The sequence below is a fragment of the Crinalium epipsammum PCC 9333 genome (genome assembly GCF_000317495.1).
In the GTDB taxonomy this organism is placed as follows: domain Bacteria; phylum Cyanobacteriota; class Cyanobacteriia; order Cyanobacteriales; family PCC-9333; genus Crinalium; species Crinalium epipsammum.
In genome coordinates this window covers 2,690,480-2,707,917 of sequence record NC_019753.1, presented here as the reverse complement: position 1 = coordinate 2,707,917, position 17,438 = coordinate 2,690,480, and the positions used below count along the sequence as shown (strand labels likewise).

At 40.8% G+C, this 17,438-nt stretch carries 17 protein-coding genes; 7 read left to right on the top strand and 10 right to left on the bottom strand.

Annotation, left to right across the window (positions count from 1 at the left end):
- The first annotated feature begins 55 nt into the window (after positions 1-55).
- The 5 genes from trmD (at position 56) to larB (ending at position 6,155) form a co-directional block, all read left to right on the top strand.
- Positions 56-787 carry a tRNA (guanosine(37)-N1)-methyltransferase TrmD gene (trmD, locus tag CRI9333_RS11705; protein ID WP_015203379.1) on the top strand — a complete coding sequence of 244 codons (732 nt, stop codon included), beginning with the start codon at positions 56-58 and terminating at the stop codon, positions 785-787.
- A 140-nt stretch (positions 788-927) separates the two neighbouring features.
- A complete protein-coding gene (gene ispF, locus CRI9333_RS11700; RefSeq protein WP_015203378.1) occupies positions 928-1,413 on the top strand; it encodes a 2-C-methyl-D-erythritol 2,4-cyclodiphosphate synthase in 486 nt (161 codons plus the stop codon).
- 132 nt (positions 1,414-1,545) lie between these two features.
- Positions 1,546-3,321, top strand: coding sequence for an ABC transporter substrate-binding protein (locus CRI9333_RS11695; RefSeq protein ID WP_015203377.1), 1,776 nt, complete (start codon positions 1,546-1,548; stop codon positions 3,319-3,321).
- Between the two features lie 237 nt (positions 3,322-3,558).
- Positions 3,559-5,343 carry an ABC transporter substrate-binding protein gene (locus CRI9333_RS11690; protein WP_041226025.1) on the top strand — a complete coding sequence of 595 codons (1,785 nt, stop codon included), beginning with the start codon at positions 3,559-3,561 and terminating at the stop codon, positions 5,341-5,343.
- Entirely contained in the window at positions 5,340-6,155 is an 816-nt protein-coding gene (gene larB, locus CRI9333_RS11685; protein ID WP_015203375.1) for a nickel pincer cofactor biosynthesis protein LarB, read from the top strand. Before CRI9333_RS11690 ends, larB begins: the two co-directional genes overlap by 4 nt.
- A gap of 147 nt (positions 6,156-6,302) precedes the next feature.
- Here the strand turns inward: larB and CRI9333_RS11680 are convergent, their stop codons facing one another.
- The 6 genes from CRI9333_RS11680 to CRI9333_RS11655 all read right to left on the bottom strand — a co-directional run bounded on the left by CRI9333_RS11680 (position 6,303) and on the right by CRI9333_RS11655 (position 11,657).
- Positions 6,303-7,124, bottom strand: a complete 822-nt coding sequence (locus CRI9333_RS11680; RefSeq protein ID WP_015203374.1) for a pentapeptide repeat-containing protein — start codon at positions 7,122-7,124, stop codon at positions 6,303-6,305.
- A gap of 139 nt (positions 7,125-7,263) precedes the next feature.
- Entirely contained in the window at positions 7,264-7,887 is a 624-nt protein-coding gene (locus CRI9333_RS11675) for a hypothetical protein (protein WP_015203373.1), read from the bottom strand.
- A gap of 143 nt (positions 7,888-8,030) precedes the next feature.
- On the bottom strand, positions 8,031-8,924 hold the full coding sequence (locus tag CRI9333_RS11670) for a sulfite exporter TauE/SafE family protein (protein WP_015203372.1): 894 nt from the start codon (positions 8,922-8,924) through the stop codon (positions 8,031-8,033).
- A 4-nt stretch (positions 8,925-8,928) separates the two neighbouring features.
- Entirely contained in the window at positions 8,929-9,672 is a 744-nt protein-coding gene (locus tag CRI9333_RS11665; RefSeq protein WP_015203371.1) for an MBL fold metallo-hydrolase, read from the bottom strand.
- 41 nt (positions 9,673-9,713) lie between these two features.
- Positions 9,714-11,108, bottom strand: coding sequence for an MBL fold metallo-hydrolase (locus CRI9333_RS11660; protein WP_015203370.1), 1,395 nt, complete (start codon positions 11,106-11,108; stop codon positions 9,714-9,716).
- Positions 11,109-11,207: 99 nt separating this feature from the next.
- On the bottom strand, positions 11,208-11,657 hold the full coding sequence (locus tag CRI9333_RS11655; RefSeq protein WP_015203369.1) for a beta-lactamase hydrolase domain-containing protein: 450 nt from the start codon (positions 11,655-11,657) through the stop codon (positions 11,208-11,210).
- Between the two features lie 90 nt (positions 11,658-11,747).
- Between CRI9333_RS11655 and CRI9333_RS11650 the strand changes: the two genes are divergently transcribed.
- A complete protein-coding gene (locus CRI9333_RS11650) occupies positions 11,748-12,095 on the top strand; it encodes an ArsR/SmtB family transcription factor (RefSeq protein WP_015203368.1) in 348 nt (115 codons plus the stop codon).
- Between the two features lie 191 nt (positions 12,096-12,286).
- A complete protein-coding gene (locus CRI9333_RS11645; RefSeq protein ID WP_015203367.1) occupies positions 12,287-12,586 on the top strand; it encodes a DUF3288 family protein in 300 nt (99 codons plus the stop codon).
- Between the two features lies 1 nt (position 12,587).
- On the opposite strand, the gene CRI9333_RS11640 is transcribed toward CRI9333_RS11645, so the two are convergent.
- The 4 genes from CRI9333_RS11640 to bchI form a co-directional block, all read right to left on the bottom strand.
- On the bottom strand, positions 12,588-13,487 hold the full coding sequence (locus CRI9333_RS11640; protein ID WP_015203366.1) for a retropepsin-like aspartic protease family protein: 900 nt from the start codon (positions 13,485-13,487) through the stop codon (positions 12,588-12,590).
- A gap of 187 nt (positions 13,488-13,674) precedes the next feature.
- A complete protein-coding gene (locus tag CRI9333_RS11635; protein WP_015203365.1) occupies positions 13,675-15,051 on the bottom strand; it encodes an MlaD family protein in 1,377 nt (458 codons plus the stop codon).
- Positions 15,052-15,365: 314 nt separating this feature from the next.
- Positions 15,366-16,148, bottom strand: a complete 783-nt coding sequence (locus tag CRI9333_RS11630) for an ABC transporter ATP-binding protein (protein WP_015203364.1) — start codon at positions 16,146-16,148, stop codon at positions 15,366-15,368.
- A gap of 123 nt (positions 16,149-16,271) precedes the next feature.
- Complete coding sequence (gene bchI, locus CRI9333_RS11625; protein WP_015203363.1) at positions 16,272-17,396, bottom strand: magnesium chelatase ATPase subunit I; 1,125 nt, start codon at positions 17,394-17,396, stop codon at positions 16,272-16,274.
- Positions 17,397-17,438: the final 42 nt, after the last annotated feature.

Below are 17,438 nucleotides of genomic sequence, written 5' to 3'. Positions count from 1 at the left end.
GAACAGGGTTCACTTATATAATTGTTTCCCTTCGTATACTGTAAAGAGCCGAAGCGTGCCTATCAACGATCGCTTGCGAATAGATGTCCTGAGCCTATTTCCTGATTTTTTCAGTTCTCCCCTAAATTCAGGGCTATTAGGTAAGGCTTTAGCTAAACAAATTGCCGAAGTTCATCTGGTTAACCCCCGCGACTTTACCACCGATAAACATCGGCGCGTCGATGATGAACCTTACGGTGGCGGTGTCGGGATGTTGATAAAACCAGAGCCAGTTTTTGCGGCTGTGGAGTCGTTGCCGATTTTACCTAGACGGGATGTGATTTTAATGACACCCCAAGGGGAACCACTTAAGCAGCCGTTATTGCGAGAATTAGCTACATATGACCAGTTAGTGATTATTTGTGGACATTATGAAGGCGTAGATGAGCGAGTGCTAAATTTGGTAACTCGCGAGGTGTCTTTAGGTGATTTTGTCTTGACTTGTGGTGAAATTCCTGCACTAGCTTTAATTAACGGAGTAATCCGTTTACTACCAGGAACAGTTGGCAAAGAAGAGTCACTTAAAGCAGAAAGTTTTGAGGCTGGCTTATTAGATTATCCTCAGTACACCCGCCCTGCTAAATTTCGCGATTGGGAAGTTCCAGAAGTGCTGAGATCTGGAAATCATGCGGAAATTGCTCGTTGGCGGCACGAACAACAAATTCAAAAAACCCGCTTACGCCGTCCAGATATTTATGCTGAGTGGTTGGAGGATTCTGAGTCCCAATCAAATAATTTCGAGAATTAATACCAATGAAAGTAAATGAGCGTTACCAATATTTGATGTAGAGACGTACCAGGGTACATCTCTACGCATTGCTGATTTTTGCGTTAATAATGCGTAAGTCTTAATTTAAAATCTAAAATCTACAACTTAAAGATCAACTGATGGCTAATATTCGTATCGGTAACGGTTATGATATCCACCAATTAGCTAATAATCGTCGCCTGATTTTAGGCGGTGTAGAAATTCACCATGAACTCGGTTTGTTAGGGCATAGTGACGCTGATGTTCTTACCCACGCAATTATGGATGCGATGTTAGGGGCGTTAAGCTTAGGAGATATTGGTCATTATTTTCCCCCAACTGATCCGCAGTGGGCAGGGGCAGATAGTTTAGTATTACTGTCGCAGGTTAATCAGCTAGTGCAGGATCAGGGTTGGCGAATTGGTAATATTGATTCAGTGGTAGTGGCAGAAAGACCAAAACTTAAGCCTCATATTGCAGCAATGCGCGATCGCATATCCGATGTTTTACAAGTAGAACCCAATCAAGTTGGTATCAAAGCTACCACCAACGAAAAGTTAGGACCAGTTGGCAGAGAAGAAGGTATAGCTGCTTATGCTGTTGTGCTGTTAGTTGCTGATAGTTAATTATATTTGAGATCGGTAGGGGCAAACGGCTGTTTGCCCCTACTAGAGATATTGAGCAGGGCGCAGAGGAGATTTAAATAATATTCACTTCTCCCCCCCTCCCTCCTCTCCCCTCCCCCTTACTCAGTTCTAATGATGGCTATCATTTCTAAAACTTGGCGGCGTTGGTTAGCTTTCTTGCTATGTGCGATCTGTGCGATCGCACTCAATGGCTGTAACCAGCTTGAATTAAAAACAGATGCAGCACAAGTATCTCAAATTGTTGTCAGCGTCCTCAGTGACCCCAAAACCTTTAATTATCCCCTCAATCAAGAATCACCAAGTATTTTCGGTCTTACTTATGAAGGGTTAATTACTGAAAATGGATTTGGAGAAATCGAACCTGCTTTAGCTGAATCTTGGGAAATCGCTGAAGATAAGCAGCGAATTGTTTTTAACCTACGCCCAGGTTTGAAGTGGTCAGATGGCGCACCATTAACCGCAGATGATGTCATTTTTACCTACAATGACATCTACTTAAATGAAGCAATTCCTACTGATGCTAGAGACGTTCTTCGGATCGGGGAAAGTAGAGCATTACCTACTGTGCGTAAACTAGATGAACGCCGAATTGAATTTACTACTCCCGAACCTTTTGCACCGTTTCTCCGCACTATAGGTTTGCCAATTTTACCTGCTCATGCACTACAAAAATCTGTAAAGACTAAAGACCAAAATGGCAAGCCTAAATTTCTTACCACTTGGGGAATTAATACTCCACCCAACCAAATTATCACTAATGGTCCTTATAAATTAGAAAACTATGCTACTAATCAAAGGGTAATCTTTCGGCGTAATCCTTATTACTGGCGTAAAGATGCTCAAGGTAATTCCCAACCTTATATTGAGCGCGTAATTTGGCAAATTGTAGAATCTACTGATACATCTTTGTTACAGTTTCGCTCTGGAGGATTAGATTCTATTGGTGTGCAACCCGATTATTTTTCTTTATTAAAACATGAAGAAAAACGCGGTAAATTTACAATTTATAATGGTGGAGCAGCAGCAGGTACAAACTTTATTTCCTTTAATCTCAATCAAGGTAGCAGAAATGGTAAGCCTTTAGTTGACCCAATTAAATCTCGCTGGTTTAATCAAGTTGAGTTTAGACAAGCTGTTGCTTATGCCATTGATCGTCAGCGAATGATTAATAATACTTTTCGGGGGTTAGGTACGCTTCAAAATTCACCAATTTCTGTACAAAGTCCTTACTACCTTTCCCCAGAAGAAGGTTTAAAAGTTTACGATTATAATCTAGAAAAAGCGAGAAAATTACTTGTAGATGCCGGATTTAAATACAATAGTAGCAACGAACTACTAGATGCTGATGGCAACCGTGTACGCTTCACTTTAATCACAAATGCAGGTAATAAAATTAGGGAAGCTTTGGGTTCACAAGTTAAACAAGACCTCAGTAAAATTGGGATTCAAGTAGACTTTAATCCTATTGCTTTTGGTGTGTTAGTAGATAAACTTAGCAATACTCTTGAGTGGGAATCCTATCTTCTGGGTTTAACTGGTGGTGTAGAACCCAATGATGGGGCTAATGTTTGGTCTCCTGAAGGTGGTTTACATAGCTTCAATCAAAAACCAGAACAAGGGCAACCTCAAATTGAAGGTCGAAAAGTTTATCCTTGGGAAGAAGAAATAGGTAATCTTTACATTCAAGGCGCACGAGAGTTAGATGAAGCGAAGCGTAAAGAAATTTATGCTAAAACTCAGCAAATTACCCAAGATAATTTACCAGTAATTTATTTAATTAACTCGCTGGCTACTTCTGCGGTACGCGATCGCATTCAAGGTGTAAAATACACTGCACTAGGAGGAGCATTATGGAATATTCACGAACTGAAATTAACTGAGGAGTGATATTATAGCGGTCAGCTATCAGCATTCAGCATTCAGCATTCACCTTTTCTGTATATATTAGCTACAAACTTAAGCCTGAAAAAATAGATCAGGACTTACGCCCATACAACGGTAAAATCACCCTTTGTAGGGGCGGGTTGCACCTCAAGTTATGCTGACAAGCCGTTGATAGATATAAACCCGCCCCAACCTCAAGAATGATTTATGCGTAAGTCCTATATATCATCAAAAATATTTATGATAAAAATATCCAAACGACTTAGGAATTTATTGTTACTTTTTGGTTTAGCAATACTAAGTGCGATCGCACTCGCTTCATGTAATCCAGTACAATTAAAAACAAAAGCGGCTCAAGTTCCTGAATTAATTTTCACAACTCCTAGTAGTCCTGCAACATTTAACTTCCCGCTAAATCAGTCAGCTTTTAGCGTTTTTGGTTATCTTTATGAAGGTTTAATCACCGAAAATGGCGAAACCGGAGCAATAGAACCAGCACTAGCTGAATCTTGGCAAATTTCTGAGGATAAAAAACAAATTGTTTTTACCCTCAAAGATGGCTTAAAGTGGTCAGATGGTGAACCATTGACCGTAGACGATGTAATATTTACCTATCAAGATATCTACCTCAATCCAAAAATTCCGACAGATATTAAAGATATCCTTAAAATTGGTCTGAGTCGTGCTTTTCCCACAGTTAAAAAAGTGGATGAGCGACGGGTAGAATTTACAGTACCAGAACCCTTTGCACCATTTTTAAGATTTGTTGGTGGACTACCAATATTGCCAGCACATACTTTAAGAGAATCTGTTCAAACTGTTGGCTCTAATGGTAATCCTAAGTTTCTATCAACTTGGGGAACAGACACAGATCCACAAAAAATTATCGGTAATGGTTATTATCGCATGGAAAGCTACGCTCCTAGTGAGCGAGTTATACTGCGACGAAACCCTTACTATTGGCGCAAAGATGCTCAAGGTAATCCTCAGCCTTATATTGAGCGGATTGTTTTACAAATTATTGAATCAACTGATAATCAGTTAGTCAGTTTTCGTTCTGGACAGTTAGATAGTTTAGATGTAGAACCTAATTCATTTTCCTTGTTAAAAAATGAAGCAAAGCGAGGGAAATTTAATGTTTATAATGGAGGACCTGATTCAACTACAATTTTTGTGGGATTCAACTTAAATAAAGCCAGTAATTCTAAGGATCAGCCCTTAGTAGATCCAATTAAGTCTCGCTGGTTTAATACAGTGGAATTTAGGCAAGCAGTAGCTTATGCTATTGATCGGGAGACCATGAAGAAAAATATCTTTCGAGGAATGGGCGAATATATTAATTCACCGATTTATTTCAAAAGTCCTTATTATCTTTCTCCAGAACAAGGGTTAAAAGTTTACAATCATAATCCCGAAAAGGCTAAACAACTACTGTTATCAGCAGGTTTTAAATATAATTCCCAAAATCAGCTAGTGGATAGTGAAGCCAACAGAGTTCGTTTTACAATGCTAGTAAAAGCAGAAGATAAAACTAGAACAGATATGGCGATCCAGGTTCAAAAAAATCTGGCTGACGTTGGTATACAAGCTGATTTGCAGGTTTTGAGCTTTAACGCGGTGTTGGATAAACTTACTAAGCGCAATTGGGAATGTTATGTGGGTGGGTTTGGTGGTGGAGGTGTGGAACCTCATAGTTCATTTAATATTTGGTCTAGTTCAGGAGGTTTACACCAATTTAATCAAGGTCCACAATTAGGAGAACAGCCGATTAAAGGTTGGGAAGTATCTGAGTGGGAGAAAGAAATAGATCGCTTGTTTGTTGAGGGAGTGCGGGAATTAGATGAAACTAAGCGTAAGGAAATTTATGCTAAGTTTCAGCAAATAACCCAAGAACAAGTACCATTTATTTATTTGGTAAGTAAGTTATCATTTCAAGCGGTGCGCGATCGCGTCCAAAATCTGAAATACTCCGCACTAGGAGGAGCATTCTGGAATCTTTATGAATTAAAAGTAGCCCAAAAGTGACACAACCTGAAGCATTACAATTTCTTTTAGAATCCGTTGCTGCTGGTGAAGTTAGTCCAACAGCAGCATTAGAAAAGCTCAAGCATTTTGACTTTGAACCAGTTGATAATTTTGCCAATATCGATCATCATCGTACCCTGCGGACTGGTTTTCCTGAAGTAATTTGGGGACAAGGTAAAACTACAAATCAAATTGCTCAAATTATCGAGGTAATGCGCTCGCGTAGCGTCTCGGAACGAGAATCGCGCAATCCTGTAGTGATGGCGACGCGCATTGAACCCGAAGTTTACAGCGAATTACAATTAAAAATCCCCGATCTTAAATACTACGCCAGCGCCCGTATTTGCGCCCTTGTACCCCCTCAACTAGAACCACAGTATCACGGTACAATCAGCATCATCTCCGCAGGTACAGCCGATTTACCAGTAGCAGAAGAAGCCGCCATCACCGCAGAATTATGTGGATTTGGTGTAAAACGCCTTTGGGATGTTGGCGTTGCGGGTATCCATAGATTACTCAGTAACCGCCACGTTTTGACTGAAGCTAATGTCTTAATTGTCGTAGCTGGGATGGAAGGAGCGTTAGCAAGTGTAGTAGCTGGATTAGCCGATTGTCCTGTCATTGCTGTCCCTACCAGCATTGGATATGGCGCAAGCTTTGGTGGTTTGGCTCCACTATTAACAATGCTCAACTCTTGTGCTGCTGGCGTGGGTGTTGTAAATATTGATAATGGTTTTGGTGCTGCAATTCTAGCAGGGCAAATTCTGCGGACTGCTGACAAATTAAGCAACTCAGGATTTAAGCAAGATTAATTGTTATAGCAGTCGCCAAGGCACTTAGAGCCTATCCGAAAAATAAATAATTAGTAAAAAACATCTGCGTTTATCTGCGTTTATCTGCGGTTAAATTCTCTTAAAAGGACTTTTCGGATAGGCTCTTAAGACAAATCTTAGTGAATATTAGTCTCTATCTTCCAAAATTGTAGGTTGATCCAACACAGTAGATGCGCTTGCACCCTCACCTAGACCAATAGCCCCCTCTAAGTTAGCACTACTAATCTGATTACTGGTTAAATTAGTGCCTCTCAAATTAGCTTCAGCAAAAACAGCATTACTCAAATCAGCCCCTAGTAAATTGGCATTATTAAGTTCAGCACTATTCAGTTGAGCTTCACTTAAATTAGCATTGCTTAAATCAGCTATATGCAACTCACTACCGCTCAAGTTAGCACCAGTCAAGTTAGCATTACTTAAATTAGCTAGATGTAAATAAGCGTCATTGATGTTAGTTTGGCTAAGATCGGCATGACTCAAATCAGCCGAGATCATAGTTGCGCCTTCTAAATGAGCATTACTTAAGTTAGCTGCAACTAAATTGATTCTGCTCAAGTCAGCACCTAGTAAGGAAGCACCGCTTAAGTCAGCCTCACTCAAGTTAGCTTCCCTGAGATCAACGCCCAGCATATCTGTATCTCTGAGATTAGCTTGAATTAAGTTACTGCTATTGAGATTTGCATCTACCAAGTCAGCACCGCTCAATTGGACTCTACTAAGATCTGCACCTTGCAGAACACTACGACTTAGATTTGCCCCTGTTAAGTCTGATCCGGCTAAGTTGGCATTACTCAAATCTAAATCAGCTAGATTCGCCTGTGTGAGATCGCAATCTGTGCATTGTTTAGTTTGTAATAGCTGTGAAATATGTTCACTATTTGCAGCGTGTGCTGGCATTGCTATAATGCTGCTGACTATTGCTAGTGTAGCTAGGATGCTTGATTTCATATTGTTATTTCCTTAGCTAGCAATTACTAGACTATCCTCAAAAACAAATAATTCTTTTTATTCTGTTTCCAAGACTAACAGACTACTTCCTTCTAAGGTTATAGTTTAGGGCGATCGCTAAAATTCTTTCTGCCTATTTTTATACCACTAGAGAGAGCCATTTGGGATAAGCAAATGAATTTTGTGGTTGTAAATCGACTCCCTGATAATTCTTAAATATTAATTCGGCGGCTGGTAATAGCATATCTGTTGTGCTGACATCTTCACCAAAGGCTTCAAAAGCTACAGTCCACCAATTATTACCATTAATATTTAGCTTGGTAAGTTCCACCGCACAAGCTTGATCCATTGGTTGTTGGATAGGAAGCAGTTGTATTTCTGTATCAATATTGATTTTATACATCCGTTGGGAGCGACTTTTTTTGACACTAATCCAAGCACCATTGTTTAAAACGTTTGCTGGTGTCATATTAGTTGCGGTTGGATCGTCACAAATCCATTTCACCCATTTTTCTAATTTAGCTTGCCAGTTTTGACCAAACTGGATTACACCTAATTCAGCATTGCGCCATTTGACTTCTAGCTTTCCTTGCCGGAGTTTAATTCCCAGATATTCACAAACGGGTGTAGTGTACAAGTATACGTCTTCCCGTTCATCTGGCGTTGCTAGTAACTCACCAGAGCGATCGCCAAAAAACCAATCTTCTACTGTAGCTGGTGGTATACCAGGATAAAACCACCGCATTTCCCAAGTTGTAAACATTTATGAACAATTAACAATTATCAATGATCAATTATCAATGATCAATCACCAACTTTCATAGTAGTTTTATTTCGACCAACCTACTTACTATGCAAATAGAACAACTACCATAGCCGTTAGTGCATGAGATTTATTGCTTCGGATCACTTTTTTGATCGCAGATGTGAGCCGATAAACTTAGCCGTATGTTCATGCTGTGCTTGTTGCAAAATCTGTCCTCCAGTTGACTGAAATGAGTAAATTTTACTGCGATTTTGGAACAAAATAAAACTGGCTACGATGAGTAGAAAATAACCAAATCCTCGCTGTAGTTGCTTAGGTTGAATAAACTGAGATAAATAAGCACCCCCAAAAGTTCCTAAACTAGCTGCTAGTGTAAATGTTGCCATGAGATTCCAGTCCAGGGGAACGCTACCCAAATAACCCAAAAATCCAGCTACAGAATTAAGAGTAATAATTAATAATGATGTACCGATCGCTTCTTTAATTGGCGTATTTCCTAACAAGACGAGTGCAGGTACAATCGCAAATCCTCCTCCAACTCCAACTAATCCAGTTAATACACCTACGCCTAACCCTTCACTAATCATCCACAGCCAACAATATTTGCAAATTGGTTGAGGATAAAGGTTCAAATCAAGCTCACTATTAGCAGGTTGAGCCGTTGGTTTAAAACTTTTATAAATCATAAATCCTGCCGCCACCAGCATCATTAAGGCAAACAAAATCATCTGGATTGTGCCAGTAATAAAAGGCAGATTGGCAATTTTTGCTCCGACAAAAGCGCCTAACATTGTGGCAGCACCAAACATAAAAGCGGTTTTTAGGTTAACATTTCCTTTCTTCCAGTAGGGGATAACACCGAGGAGACTCACAAATCCCACGATAAATAAAGTCATGGCGATCGCAGGTTTTGGTGAAACCCCCATGATGTAAACCAGAATTGGTACTGCTAAAACTGATCCACCACCGCCAATTAACCCTAAGCTAATCCCAATACAAGCAGCGAGGATATGACCAACAATCCAAATAATCATGTCTTTATTCGCCCTGTTTGCTTAATTCAGGAACTTTAGGAATTTTGTTATCTTGCCCCTCAACCAAATTGCCACAATGTTCGTTAGCTGGAACTGCTTCCATAATCTTTTTCGGATCGGGGAGATTCAAGTTAGCCATAAATTCAATAAAATTAGTGCGATCACGCCCCACAAATCGCGGATTCCACTGCTTTTCTTCTTTAATTGTGGATACTGTATGACCTCGATAATCGTGGGCTGGATATACCAGGGTTTCATCGGGTAAAGTAAATAACCGTTGCGTTACCGAGTCGAATAAAGTTCCTGCATAACCACCCTGAAAATCGGTACGTCCACAACCTCGGATAAGTAGTGCATCTCCTGTAAATATTCGGTCATTATTGACGTAATAAGTTATATGGCTATCTGTATGACCAGGAGTAGCGATCGCTTCAATTGTAATGCTACCTAATTGCAGAGTTTCTCCGTCTTTAATGTAACGATCTGCACAACTGTTATCAGCTTTGTCTGGAACAACCCCTAAACATCCAGTCGCTTCTCGGAGTTTGGCTGTACCTGTAATATGGTCAGCATGAATATGGGTTTCTAAGCAGTAGCGTAAAGATAAACCTAATTCTTCGAGTAGTTTGCGATCGCGTTCAACTTTTTCTAGCACCGGATCGATTAAAATTGCTTCTTTGAGCGTTAAATCTGCAAGTAAATATGTATATGTACTTGATTCTTTATCAAACAATTGACGGAATAGCATTTTAGTTTGCCCTCAATAAAAACAGTGAATCTGGGAATATTTTAGTGATTTTTTTCTACAGGTAAATTTGCCGCACTCCAAGCGATCCACGAACCAGGAACATTAACCACCTTCTCGAAGCCATGTTTTTGTAGTAAACTGGCAGCAATGGAAGCGCGATAACCACTGCCACAGTAAGTTGCAATAGTTTGATTTTTGTCTAACTGATCTAAATGTTCTTCTAAATGCGGCACGTAAATGTGTTTAGCACCAGGCACATTACCATTTTTAAACTCATCATCTCCACGTACATCTAGCACCGTCACATCAGGATGATCTTTCTGCTGGTTTAACTCCTGCACAGTCCATTCACCGAGATGTTTTAAAGGCAACCCTGCATTCTGCCAACTTGTCATGCCATCGTGAAGATAACCAGCAATATTGTCATAGCCAATTCGGAATAATTGCTGAGAAGCTAAACTAATACCCCGTTCACTTTCTAGCACCAGTAAAATTTTCTTTTCTGGGTTAATCATCCAACCTATCCAGTTAGGAAATTCTGGACGCAAAGCGATGTTAATTGCGCCTGGTATATGTCCGCCACCAAAAGCAAGAATTGAACGGGTATCAATTACTACTGTGTTTTCATCTTGCATCAACTGGTGAAAATCTTGAGGCGACAATGGCGGTAAAATTGGTACATCACCTAATACTTTTGCACCTTTGGCATTTACTTTCTTTAAACGTGAGTAGTGTGTGGGTGGTTCTGGCATTTCACCTAATACCCATTCGACAAATTCGGCTTCGGTACGCTGTTTAAATACTGGGCTAAAAATTCGTTCATTACCAATGGTACTTTGTCGCCGATCGCCGATTGATTTACCACAGGATGAACCCGCACCGTGAGAAGGATAAATTTCTAGGCGATCGCCTAACGGGACGAGTTTATCAAACAATGAATGATAGATTTGTGCTGCTAGTTTCTTCTCCGTTCCACCACCTATTAAATCTGGTCTTCCTACATCCAAGTTAAACAAAAAGTCACCAGTAAATATAGCAAATGGTTCCTTGCCCTGTTTTGCGTCAAAAATTAGCAGCGAGGTGTGTTCTGGCGTATGTCCAGGGGTATGTAGTGCGCGAAGGGTAACGTTACCAATTTCTAATTCATCGCCCTCATTTAGCTGCTCTAAATCAAATTGATAGTCATCACTTTTTCCACCATAGATCAGTGCATTTGTTCTCGCTTTTAGTTCGTGTGAACCTGATACAAAATCCGCATGAATATGAGTCTCGATAATGTGGGTAATTCTTACACCTATTTCTCTGGCTCTTTGGATATAAATATCTACATCGCGGCGGGGGTCAAGCACTGCTACTACCCCTGCTTTATCGTCACCAATCAGATAGGATAAGTGGGCTAATCCTTCAACATTTATTTGCTCTAAAACTAATGCCATGATGCTTTCTCCATATAACAGTAATCTATCTCAAGAAAGTCAGGTTATAATAAGAACTTTTTATGCACGAACCTGACTTTATTAAGTAGTTGAAAAAACTTAAACTGTTCTTGAGTTTTTAGAAACGTAACTCTCCAAGAATTGCTTCATCTGTGGCTGAGAATCACAGTCAAAGCCAGCTTCATTTGCTTTCTCAAAGACTTGCTCTGCTGTCATACCTTCTCGCGTTGCTACGCTCATAAATGCCATTGCACCTGCACGCATTGAACTCGCACAATGAATCAGCGCGGGTTTTGGTAGTTGATCGATTTGCCCTAAAACTTGATCGGTCAACTCGTCTGTCATCCCGTCTGGCTTGACTGGAATGTTGACATATTGCAATCCTGCGGATTCTGCGTGTTGCTGCTCATCGTGCATGAATCCTTCCTCATCAGGCGATCGCAAATTCAGTACAGACTTGTATCCCTCTGTAGCAGCTTGTTGCAACTGCTCTGGTTTTACCTGTCCGGCTACAGATAGCTCGGAGTTAATCTTTTTAACGTTTTCCATTGTGATCTTGCTTATTTAACTTATCTACCATATTACTATTTGGTAATATGTTATCTACTATATAGAGTAGGATGTAATTTTTAGGTTTGTATGCTAAAGCCGTCTCCTCAAGCCCTGGCTCCGGTTGCCGAGTTTTTCAAAGTGTTATCTGAAGTGAGTCGGCTGCAAGTTTTGTGTTGTCTGAAATTAGGAGCTAAAAATGTCACAGAAATTATCGCAGCAACGGGATTGGGACAAGCGAACGTTTCCAAGCATCTCAAGGTGCTAACCCAAGCTGGGATGGTGACTCGTCAGCCACAAGGAATCAGTGTTTTTTATGAAATTGCCGATCCGATTATCTTTGATTTATGTGAACTGGTGTGCGATCGCTTGGCAATTCAACTAGAGGAACAAGCTCAACATCTAGAGGAACTTAAAAACCTGCGCGAGCGAACTTGACATTAGTGTTAATGTCAATGTTTAAAGTAACGTTGAGCGGACTACGTTTACTAAGAAACTCAAAAACCAGAGAAAAAAATGCTTAAAGTAGATTTATGCAAAGTTAAGTAGCTGGGTATAAATCAACCAAACATTCAGGGAAGTCATGGATCATTGATAATTGTTAATTGATAATTGTTAATTGTTAATGTATGAGTTCAACAACAGGAAATAGAGATCAGCAGCACCCTCAATATCAGCGCGATCGCGAAATCGTTAACAAACTTTTGGAAGGTGAGCCAGATGATTATAACTTGGCAGAACTTGCACGACTGAAAATCCGCTATTGTGATTTTCCTGGCGCGAGAGATATTCAGCAAGACTTTGAAACTGTTCTGCAAAAGTGGCAATTAACAGAAGCAGAACTGTTTGAAAAAACTCGTCAGCTACATAGCGTTACTCAAGTGTATAAAGTCCGTAACAATCAACAAGAACAAGAAGATTGGACTTAACTTATTGAGAGTCAGCACCAAAGTAACTAACAGAATTACTTTTCTGTGCGCGTTGCTGAAACTCTACTACATTTTGTCTAATCGTCATGTCATAGCTGCTAAAAAAATCTTGTCCAACCACTCCTATTTCTAGGTCTGGCTGTCCTATCCATACAGGGAGATTTTTTAATACGCCCCCGCCTACTTGAAGAGATTTAACCATTCCTACCGATAAATTTGTTACCCCATTACCTGTTTTGGCGCGAGAACTACCAACAACTGCTACTGCTAGTTTCTGCGCCATTGCTTTGGTTATGACTGTATAACTGGCTCCGGTATCTAACAACATGGCAAACTTATGTTTACCATTAAAGGTAGCTTCGATTACAGGAACTCCTGATTCTCTACGTGCGATCGGTATAGTGAAAAAACTTGAATTTGATTTCGTATTCGTAGTTGGTAGGTTAATGCTTGCAGTTGCAACAACTTTTGGCTTAGGAGGAGTCGCGGCTTGTTTCTGAGCATCAGCTAATTTTTGCTGATACTGAGCAATCATTTTCGAGGCACGGTCATGGTTACGGCTGCCAACAGGTACAGATTTTAACAACTTAATTGCCTCCCGCCATTGAGCCGCGACTAATAGCCAATCATCGGCGCATGAAGCAGACTCAGAGATAGTTAAAGCAGCAGTTGCTTTATCAAGTGCCGGAAAGTATGTATCAGCGCCTGTTAATGCTGATGACTTGACTAATGTTGCAGTTTTAGATCCGACAATAGCAGAATTAGCAGCAGTTGCTGGTGCAGGAGTCGGTGATTGGCTGGCAGTGCTGGCATCATCTTCAGTGCTACAGCCCGCAGTAACCAACCCTAAGCTGCCTGAGAGAAAAATTGCTATGCCACCACGCCAAGCAGATTTCCACATAGATGCTTTCCCCAAATCCCAATGTTAGTTACCAATATTTACTTAATTTTATGCTTGATTAAAACGAAACTTAGTTGCTTAAAACACAAGTGACCAATTATCAATTATCAATTATCAATTATCAATTATCAATTAACGACATTTTTTACCACAAAGACGAGAAAAATGCTCTGTTTTTTACTTTACATTAAGGAACAGATTTAACCTCCGTCTCGGCTATAACAGGTTTTAACTCTTGCGCGGTTTCTGATGCCTTTGTGTTGGTAACGCTATTTTTTGCTGCTGCTTTCTTGAGGCTATCACTGACTGGTTCTAATACTTGAGCCATTTCTACCTGCTGTTGTAGTTGCTGTGTCGAAGATACTAAATTACCCAGCCCATTGACTAAATTTTTCAAATTACTACGGAAAGCAGGGTCTCCGGTGAGGTCGTCAAGGTCAGAAGTGATTTTTTGGGTGTTTTCAAATGTTGCTCTAGCAGAGTCTAGAGTTTGCTGTAATACTAAGCGATTTTTAGGGTCATTGAGGTTGCTAGAAAGGTCGCGCAAGTTAGCTGAGGCTTGGGCTGCATTGGCGGAAGCGGCGGCGGCGTTATCAGATAAGGTTTCTAGGTTCCGCAGTAGTTTTTCTGAGTTAATTTTTTGAAATGTTGAGTTAACTTGCAACAGTGTTGGTCTTAATCCGCCTACGCTACCACGTAGCTGTTCACTAGCTTGGCTCAAGTTGTTTAATGTACTAACTAAAGTAGAGCGGTTTTCTACTACTAAGCTATTGACTGATTGACCAAGTTGATTAAATTGAGCCGCAGTTCGGCTCAATTCATTAGCTGTATTACCAAATTGATCGGCTGTGCCACCGAATCTATTGGTAAGAAGACCAACTTGATAGGATGTCTGATTAGCTGCATTACTGACGGAGTTAGCTGCGCCTGAGAAGGTTTTTATCTCTTGTTTTAGTGAACCAGATAAGCTAGAGAAGTCGCGGCTGAGTTTAGCTACCTCACCTGCTGCAACTGCTGTGTTTCTAATTGCCGCGTTGAGGTTGTTGACAAACGCTGGTTCAGTATAAATTGTTGCTAGGCGGGTGGTGGTGCGAATCAGTTCATCGGTACTAACACCAAGTTGACCTTGTGGCAAACGAGTTTGATCGCAAACAATTATTTGCTGAGTTTTACATTGGGGAGTAAGAGGTTTGGCAATTTCTATACCTGGTGGTATAGGTTTCAATGGGACAATATCAATATAGGTTTCACCGATAAGTCCAGATTGACTTGCTTCAACTACAACATCGCGGGGAATTAATAGGTCAGCAGGTGCAATTTCCATTTTCAATTCAACACCGTTAGCCCCAGGATTAATTGCGGCAACTTTTCCAACATTTACGCCACGATAACGAACTGTTGCGCCCGTCTGTATGCCAGCAACGTCGCCAAAAACCGCAAAGGCTGTAAATGTACGGTTGCCTGGACTAAAACCCCGCAACCATAAAACTAAACCACCAAATAAAGACAGTCCTAGTAGGATTAATAAACCAACAGAACCTTCTCGCACTGTTCGCGATCGCATACTTTTATCCTCTCTTGGCTTTTAGCTGAAAGCAGCGTTGCCGTCCGCTTTGTGAGTGGTTGTGCTTAGTGTTGCTACTCCCAAAATTTTGGTATCAGGAATTAAAACTTAGAAGTATGTGTGATGACTCCTTACCTGCGAAATAGTTTGCTTTATCAATCGAATCATTAACTGCATCTACTTTTAGATACAATTTAGTATAAACACTTAATTAGTTAAATTAATGGATATTGAAGCTGCATAATCTTAAATTAAGTTGAAAGCGCCATTCCCTATCCCCATCAGCCCCAAAGTGCAATTTTAAACCTGAAAGCTTAACCAATTACTTGTATAGGTCCATCGACACTAGCACTAAAAAATTGCCTCACTAAAGGATTCTCTGTGGCATCAATATCACTAATTTTGCCTTGCCACTGCACTTTTCCCTGATAGAGAAATACCACTTTGTCAGTAGTGCGGCGAATAGTGCTATCTTGGTGAGTCACCATCAGGTAGGTGCTACAACCGCCTTCAGCACGCTGTAAATCGCGCACTAAATCTTCAATTACAGTTGATGCGATCGGATCAAGTCCTGCTGTTGGCTCATCATATAGTAAAACTTCTGGGGTGTATCGGGGATTTTGGGGGTTAGACATGATCGCACGGGCAAAACTTACCCGTTTACGCATCCCACCTGATAATTCTGCTGGATAGCGATCGCCTATCTTCCCCAACCCTACCATTGCCAGCTTTTCTTCCGCTAATTGTTTAATTTCACGGCGGGATAAGGTTGAATGCTGAAGCAACAAAAAGCCCACATTTTCTTCTACTGTCAAAGAATCAAATAAAGCTGCTTGCTGAAACACCATCCCAATAAAAATTGGATCTTCCGCATCCTCAATTAATCCTTGTCGTAGCTGTCCTTGAATATAAATTTCGCCAGCATCGGGTGCAAGCAATCCAGCTATTATTCGCAAAATTGTTGATTTGCCTGTCCCAGAAGGTCCAATTATTCCTAGTGAATCACCACGCTCTATAGTTAGATCAACGTTATCCAAAATGACATTATTGCCAAAGGATTTAGAAATTCCCTTAAGTTCAATTAAAGGCTCAGTCATAATCAGTTAGTTAGCTATCAGCTATCAGCTATCAGCTATTAAATAAGATATAACTTAACACTAGAAATTCAAAACTATCTGATCAGTGCTGATAGCTGATGGCTGACGGCTGAAAGCTAGATATTAACGCCCGCCTGGACGGACTCCATTTGCTGTTGCAGCAACATTTTCTTCTGAGGATAGTTCTAATCCGAATACGCGGCTGAAAACTTTTTCTACCTTGTATCCTGAATCAATTGATTCTAAAGGATCTTTCCGCAGGCGATGGCGCAGGCATAAAGCGATGACTCGGCGGATATCGTCTACTGTTACTTCTTGTCTGCCTTCTAGTGCAGTTAAAGCTTTAGCTGCACGGTTGGTAACGATGTCGCCCCGTAAACCATCAACATCCAATTCTGAACAAACTTCTGATATTTTCACCCGCAAATCGTAATCCATCTTCACAGATGACAAAAGTTGTTGCGCGTCTACAATCTGTTTTTGTGCTTCTATTTGCTCAGGCTGGTATTTTTCAACAAAAGCTGGGGGATTTTGGTCAAATTCTGCTCTTTGTTCGACAATTTGTACTCTTAAAGCTGGTTCTCTTACAGTACGAATTTCGGCGTGCATCCCAAAGCGGTCTAGCAATTGGGGACGAAGTTCGCCTTCTTCGGGGTTGCCAGAACCAACAAGCACAAAGCGGGCAGGGTGGCGAATGGATATACCTTCGCGTTCAACTGTGTTCCATCCACTAGCTGCGGAGTCGAGGAGTACGTCTACTAGGTGATCGTCGAGGAGGTTAACTTCGTCTACATACAAAATGCCACGATTAGCTTTAGCTAACAATCCTGGCTCAAAGGCTTTAACACCTTCAGATAATGCTTTTTCGATGTCAATTGTGCCGCAAACTCGGTCTTCTGTAGCACCTAGAGGTAAGTCAACCATTGCTACTTTTTTCTTGGTTGATGGCAATGGCTGCGGATTTTCTAAGAATTGCTGCCTGAGTTCATCACTCATTAAATCGGGGTCGCTGGGATGGCTGCTGAATGGGTCATTGACAACCACATCAATTTCTGGTAATAAATCAGCCAATGCGCGGATGGTTGTAGATTTACCAGTGCCGCGATCGCCCATGATCATGACCCCGCCAATAAAAGGATCAATCACGTTTAGCAGCAGAGCCAGTTTCATTTCTTCCTGACCGACAATGGCAGTAAACGGAAAAACCATACGCCGAGAGGTGGAGGGCGATGAGGCTGTCGAACTCACTTTAATTACCTATGTTAAGAATCTTTGATCACCGCCTCTCAT

What these genes read in the sequence shown, in the direction of transcription:
- ispF (WP_015203378.1), top strand. Translation starts at nt 928, where the DNA reads ATGGCTAATATTCGTATCGGTAACGGTTATGATATCCACCAATTAGCT.
- CRI9333_RS11695 (WP_015203377.1), top strand. Translation starts at nt 1,546, where the DNA reads ATGATGGCTATCATTTCTAAAACTTGGCGGCGTTGGTTAGCTTTCTTG.
- CRI9333_RS11690 (WP_041226025.1), top strand. Translation starts at nt 3,559, where the DNA reads ATGATAAAAATATCCAAACGACTTAGGAATTTATTGTTACTTTTTGGT.
- CRI9333_RS11680 (WP_015203374.1), bottom strand. Translation starts at nt 7,124, where the DNA reads ATGAAATCAAGCATCCTAGCTACACTAGCAATAGTCAGCAGCATTATA.
- CRI9333_RS11675 (WP_015203373.1), bottom strand. Translation starts at nt 7,887, where the DNA reads ATGTTTACAACTTGGGAAATGCGGTGGTTTTATCCTGGTATACCACCA.
- CRI9333_RS11670 (WP_015203372.1), bottom strand. Translation starts at nt 8,924, where the DNA reads ATGATTATTTGGATTGTTGGTCATATCCTCGCTGCTTGTATTGGGATT.
- CRI9333_RS11665 (WP_015203371.1), bottom strand. Translation starts at nt 9,672, where the DNA reads ATGCTATTCCGTCAATTGTTTGATAAAGAATCAAGTACATATACATAT.
- CRI9333_RS11660 (WP_015203370.1), bottom strand. Translation starts at nt 11,108, where the DNA reads ATGGCATTAGTTTTAGAGCAAATAAATGTTGAAGGATTAGCCCACTTA.
- CRI9333_RS11655 (WP_015203369.1), bottom strand. Translation starts at nt 11,657, where the DNA reads ATGGAAAACGTTAAAAAGATTAACTCCGAGCTATCTGTAGCCGGACAG.
- CRI9333_RS11650 (WP_015203368.1), top strand. Translation starts at nt 11,748, where the DNA reads ATGCTAAAGCCGTCTCCTCAAGCCCTGGCTCCGGTTGCCGAGTTTTTC.
- CRI9333_RS11645 (WP_015203367.1), top strand. Translation starts at nt 12,287, where the DNA reads ATGAGTTCAACAACAGGAAATAGAGATCAGCAGCACCCTCAATATCAG.
- CRI9333_RS11640 (WP_015203366.1), bottom strand. Translation starts at nt 13,487, where the DNA reads ATGTGGAAATCTGCTTGGCGTGGTGGCATAGCAATTTTTCTCTCAGGC.
- CRI9333_RS11635 (WP_015203365.1), bottom strand. Translation starts at nt 15,051, where the DNA reads ATGCGATCGCGAACAGTGCGAGAAGGTTCTGTTGGTTTATTAATCCTA.
- CRI9333_RS11630 (WP_015203364.1), bottom strand. Translation starts at nt 16,148, where the DNA reads ATGACTGAGCCTTTAATTGAACTTAAGGGAATTTCTAAATCCTTTGGC.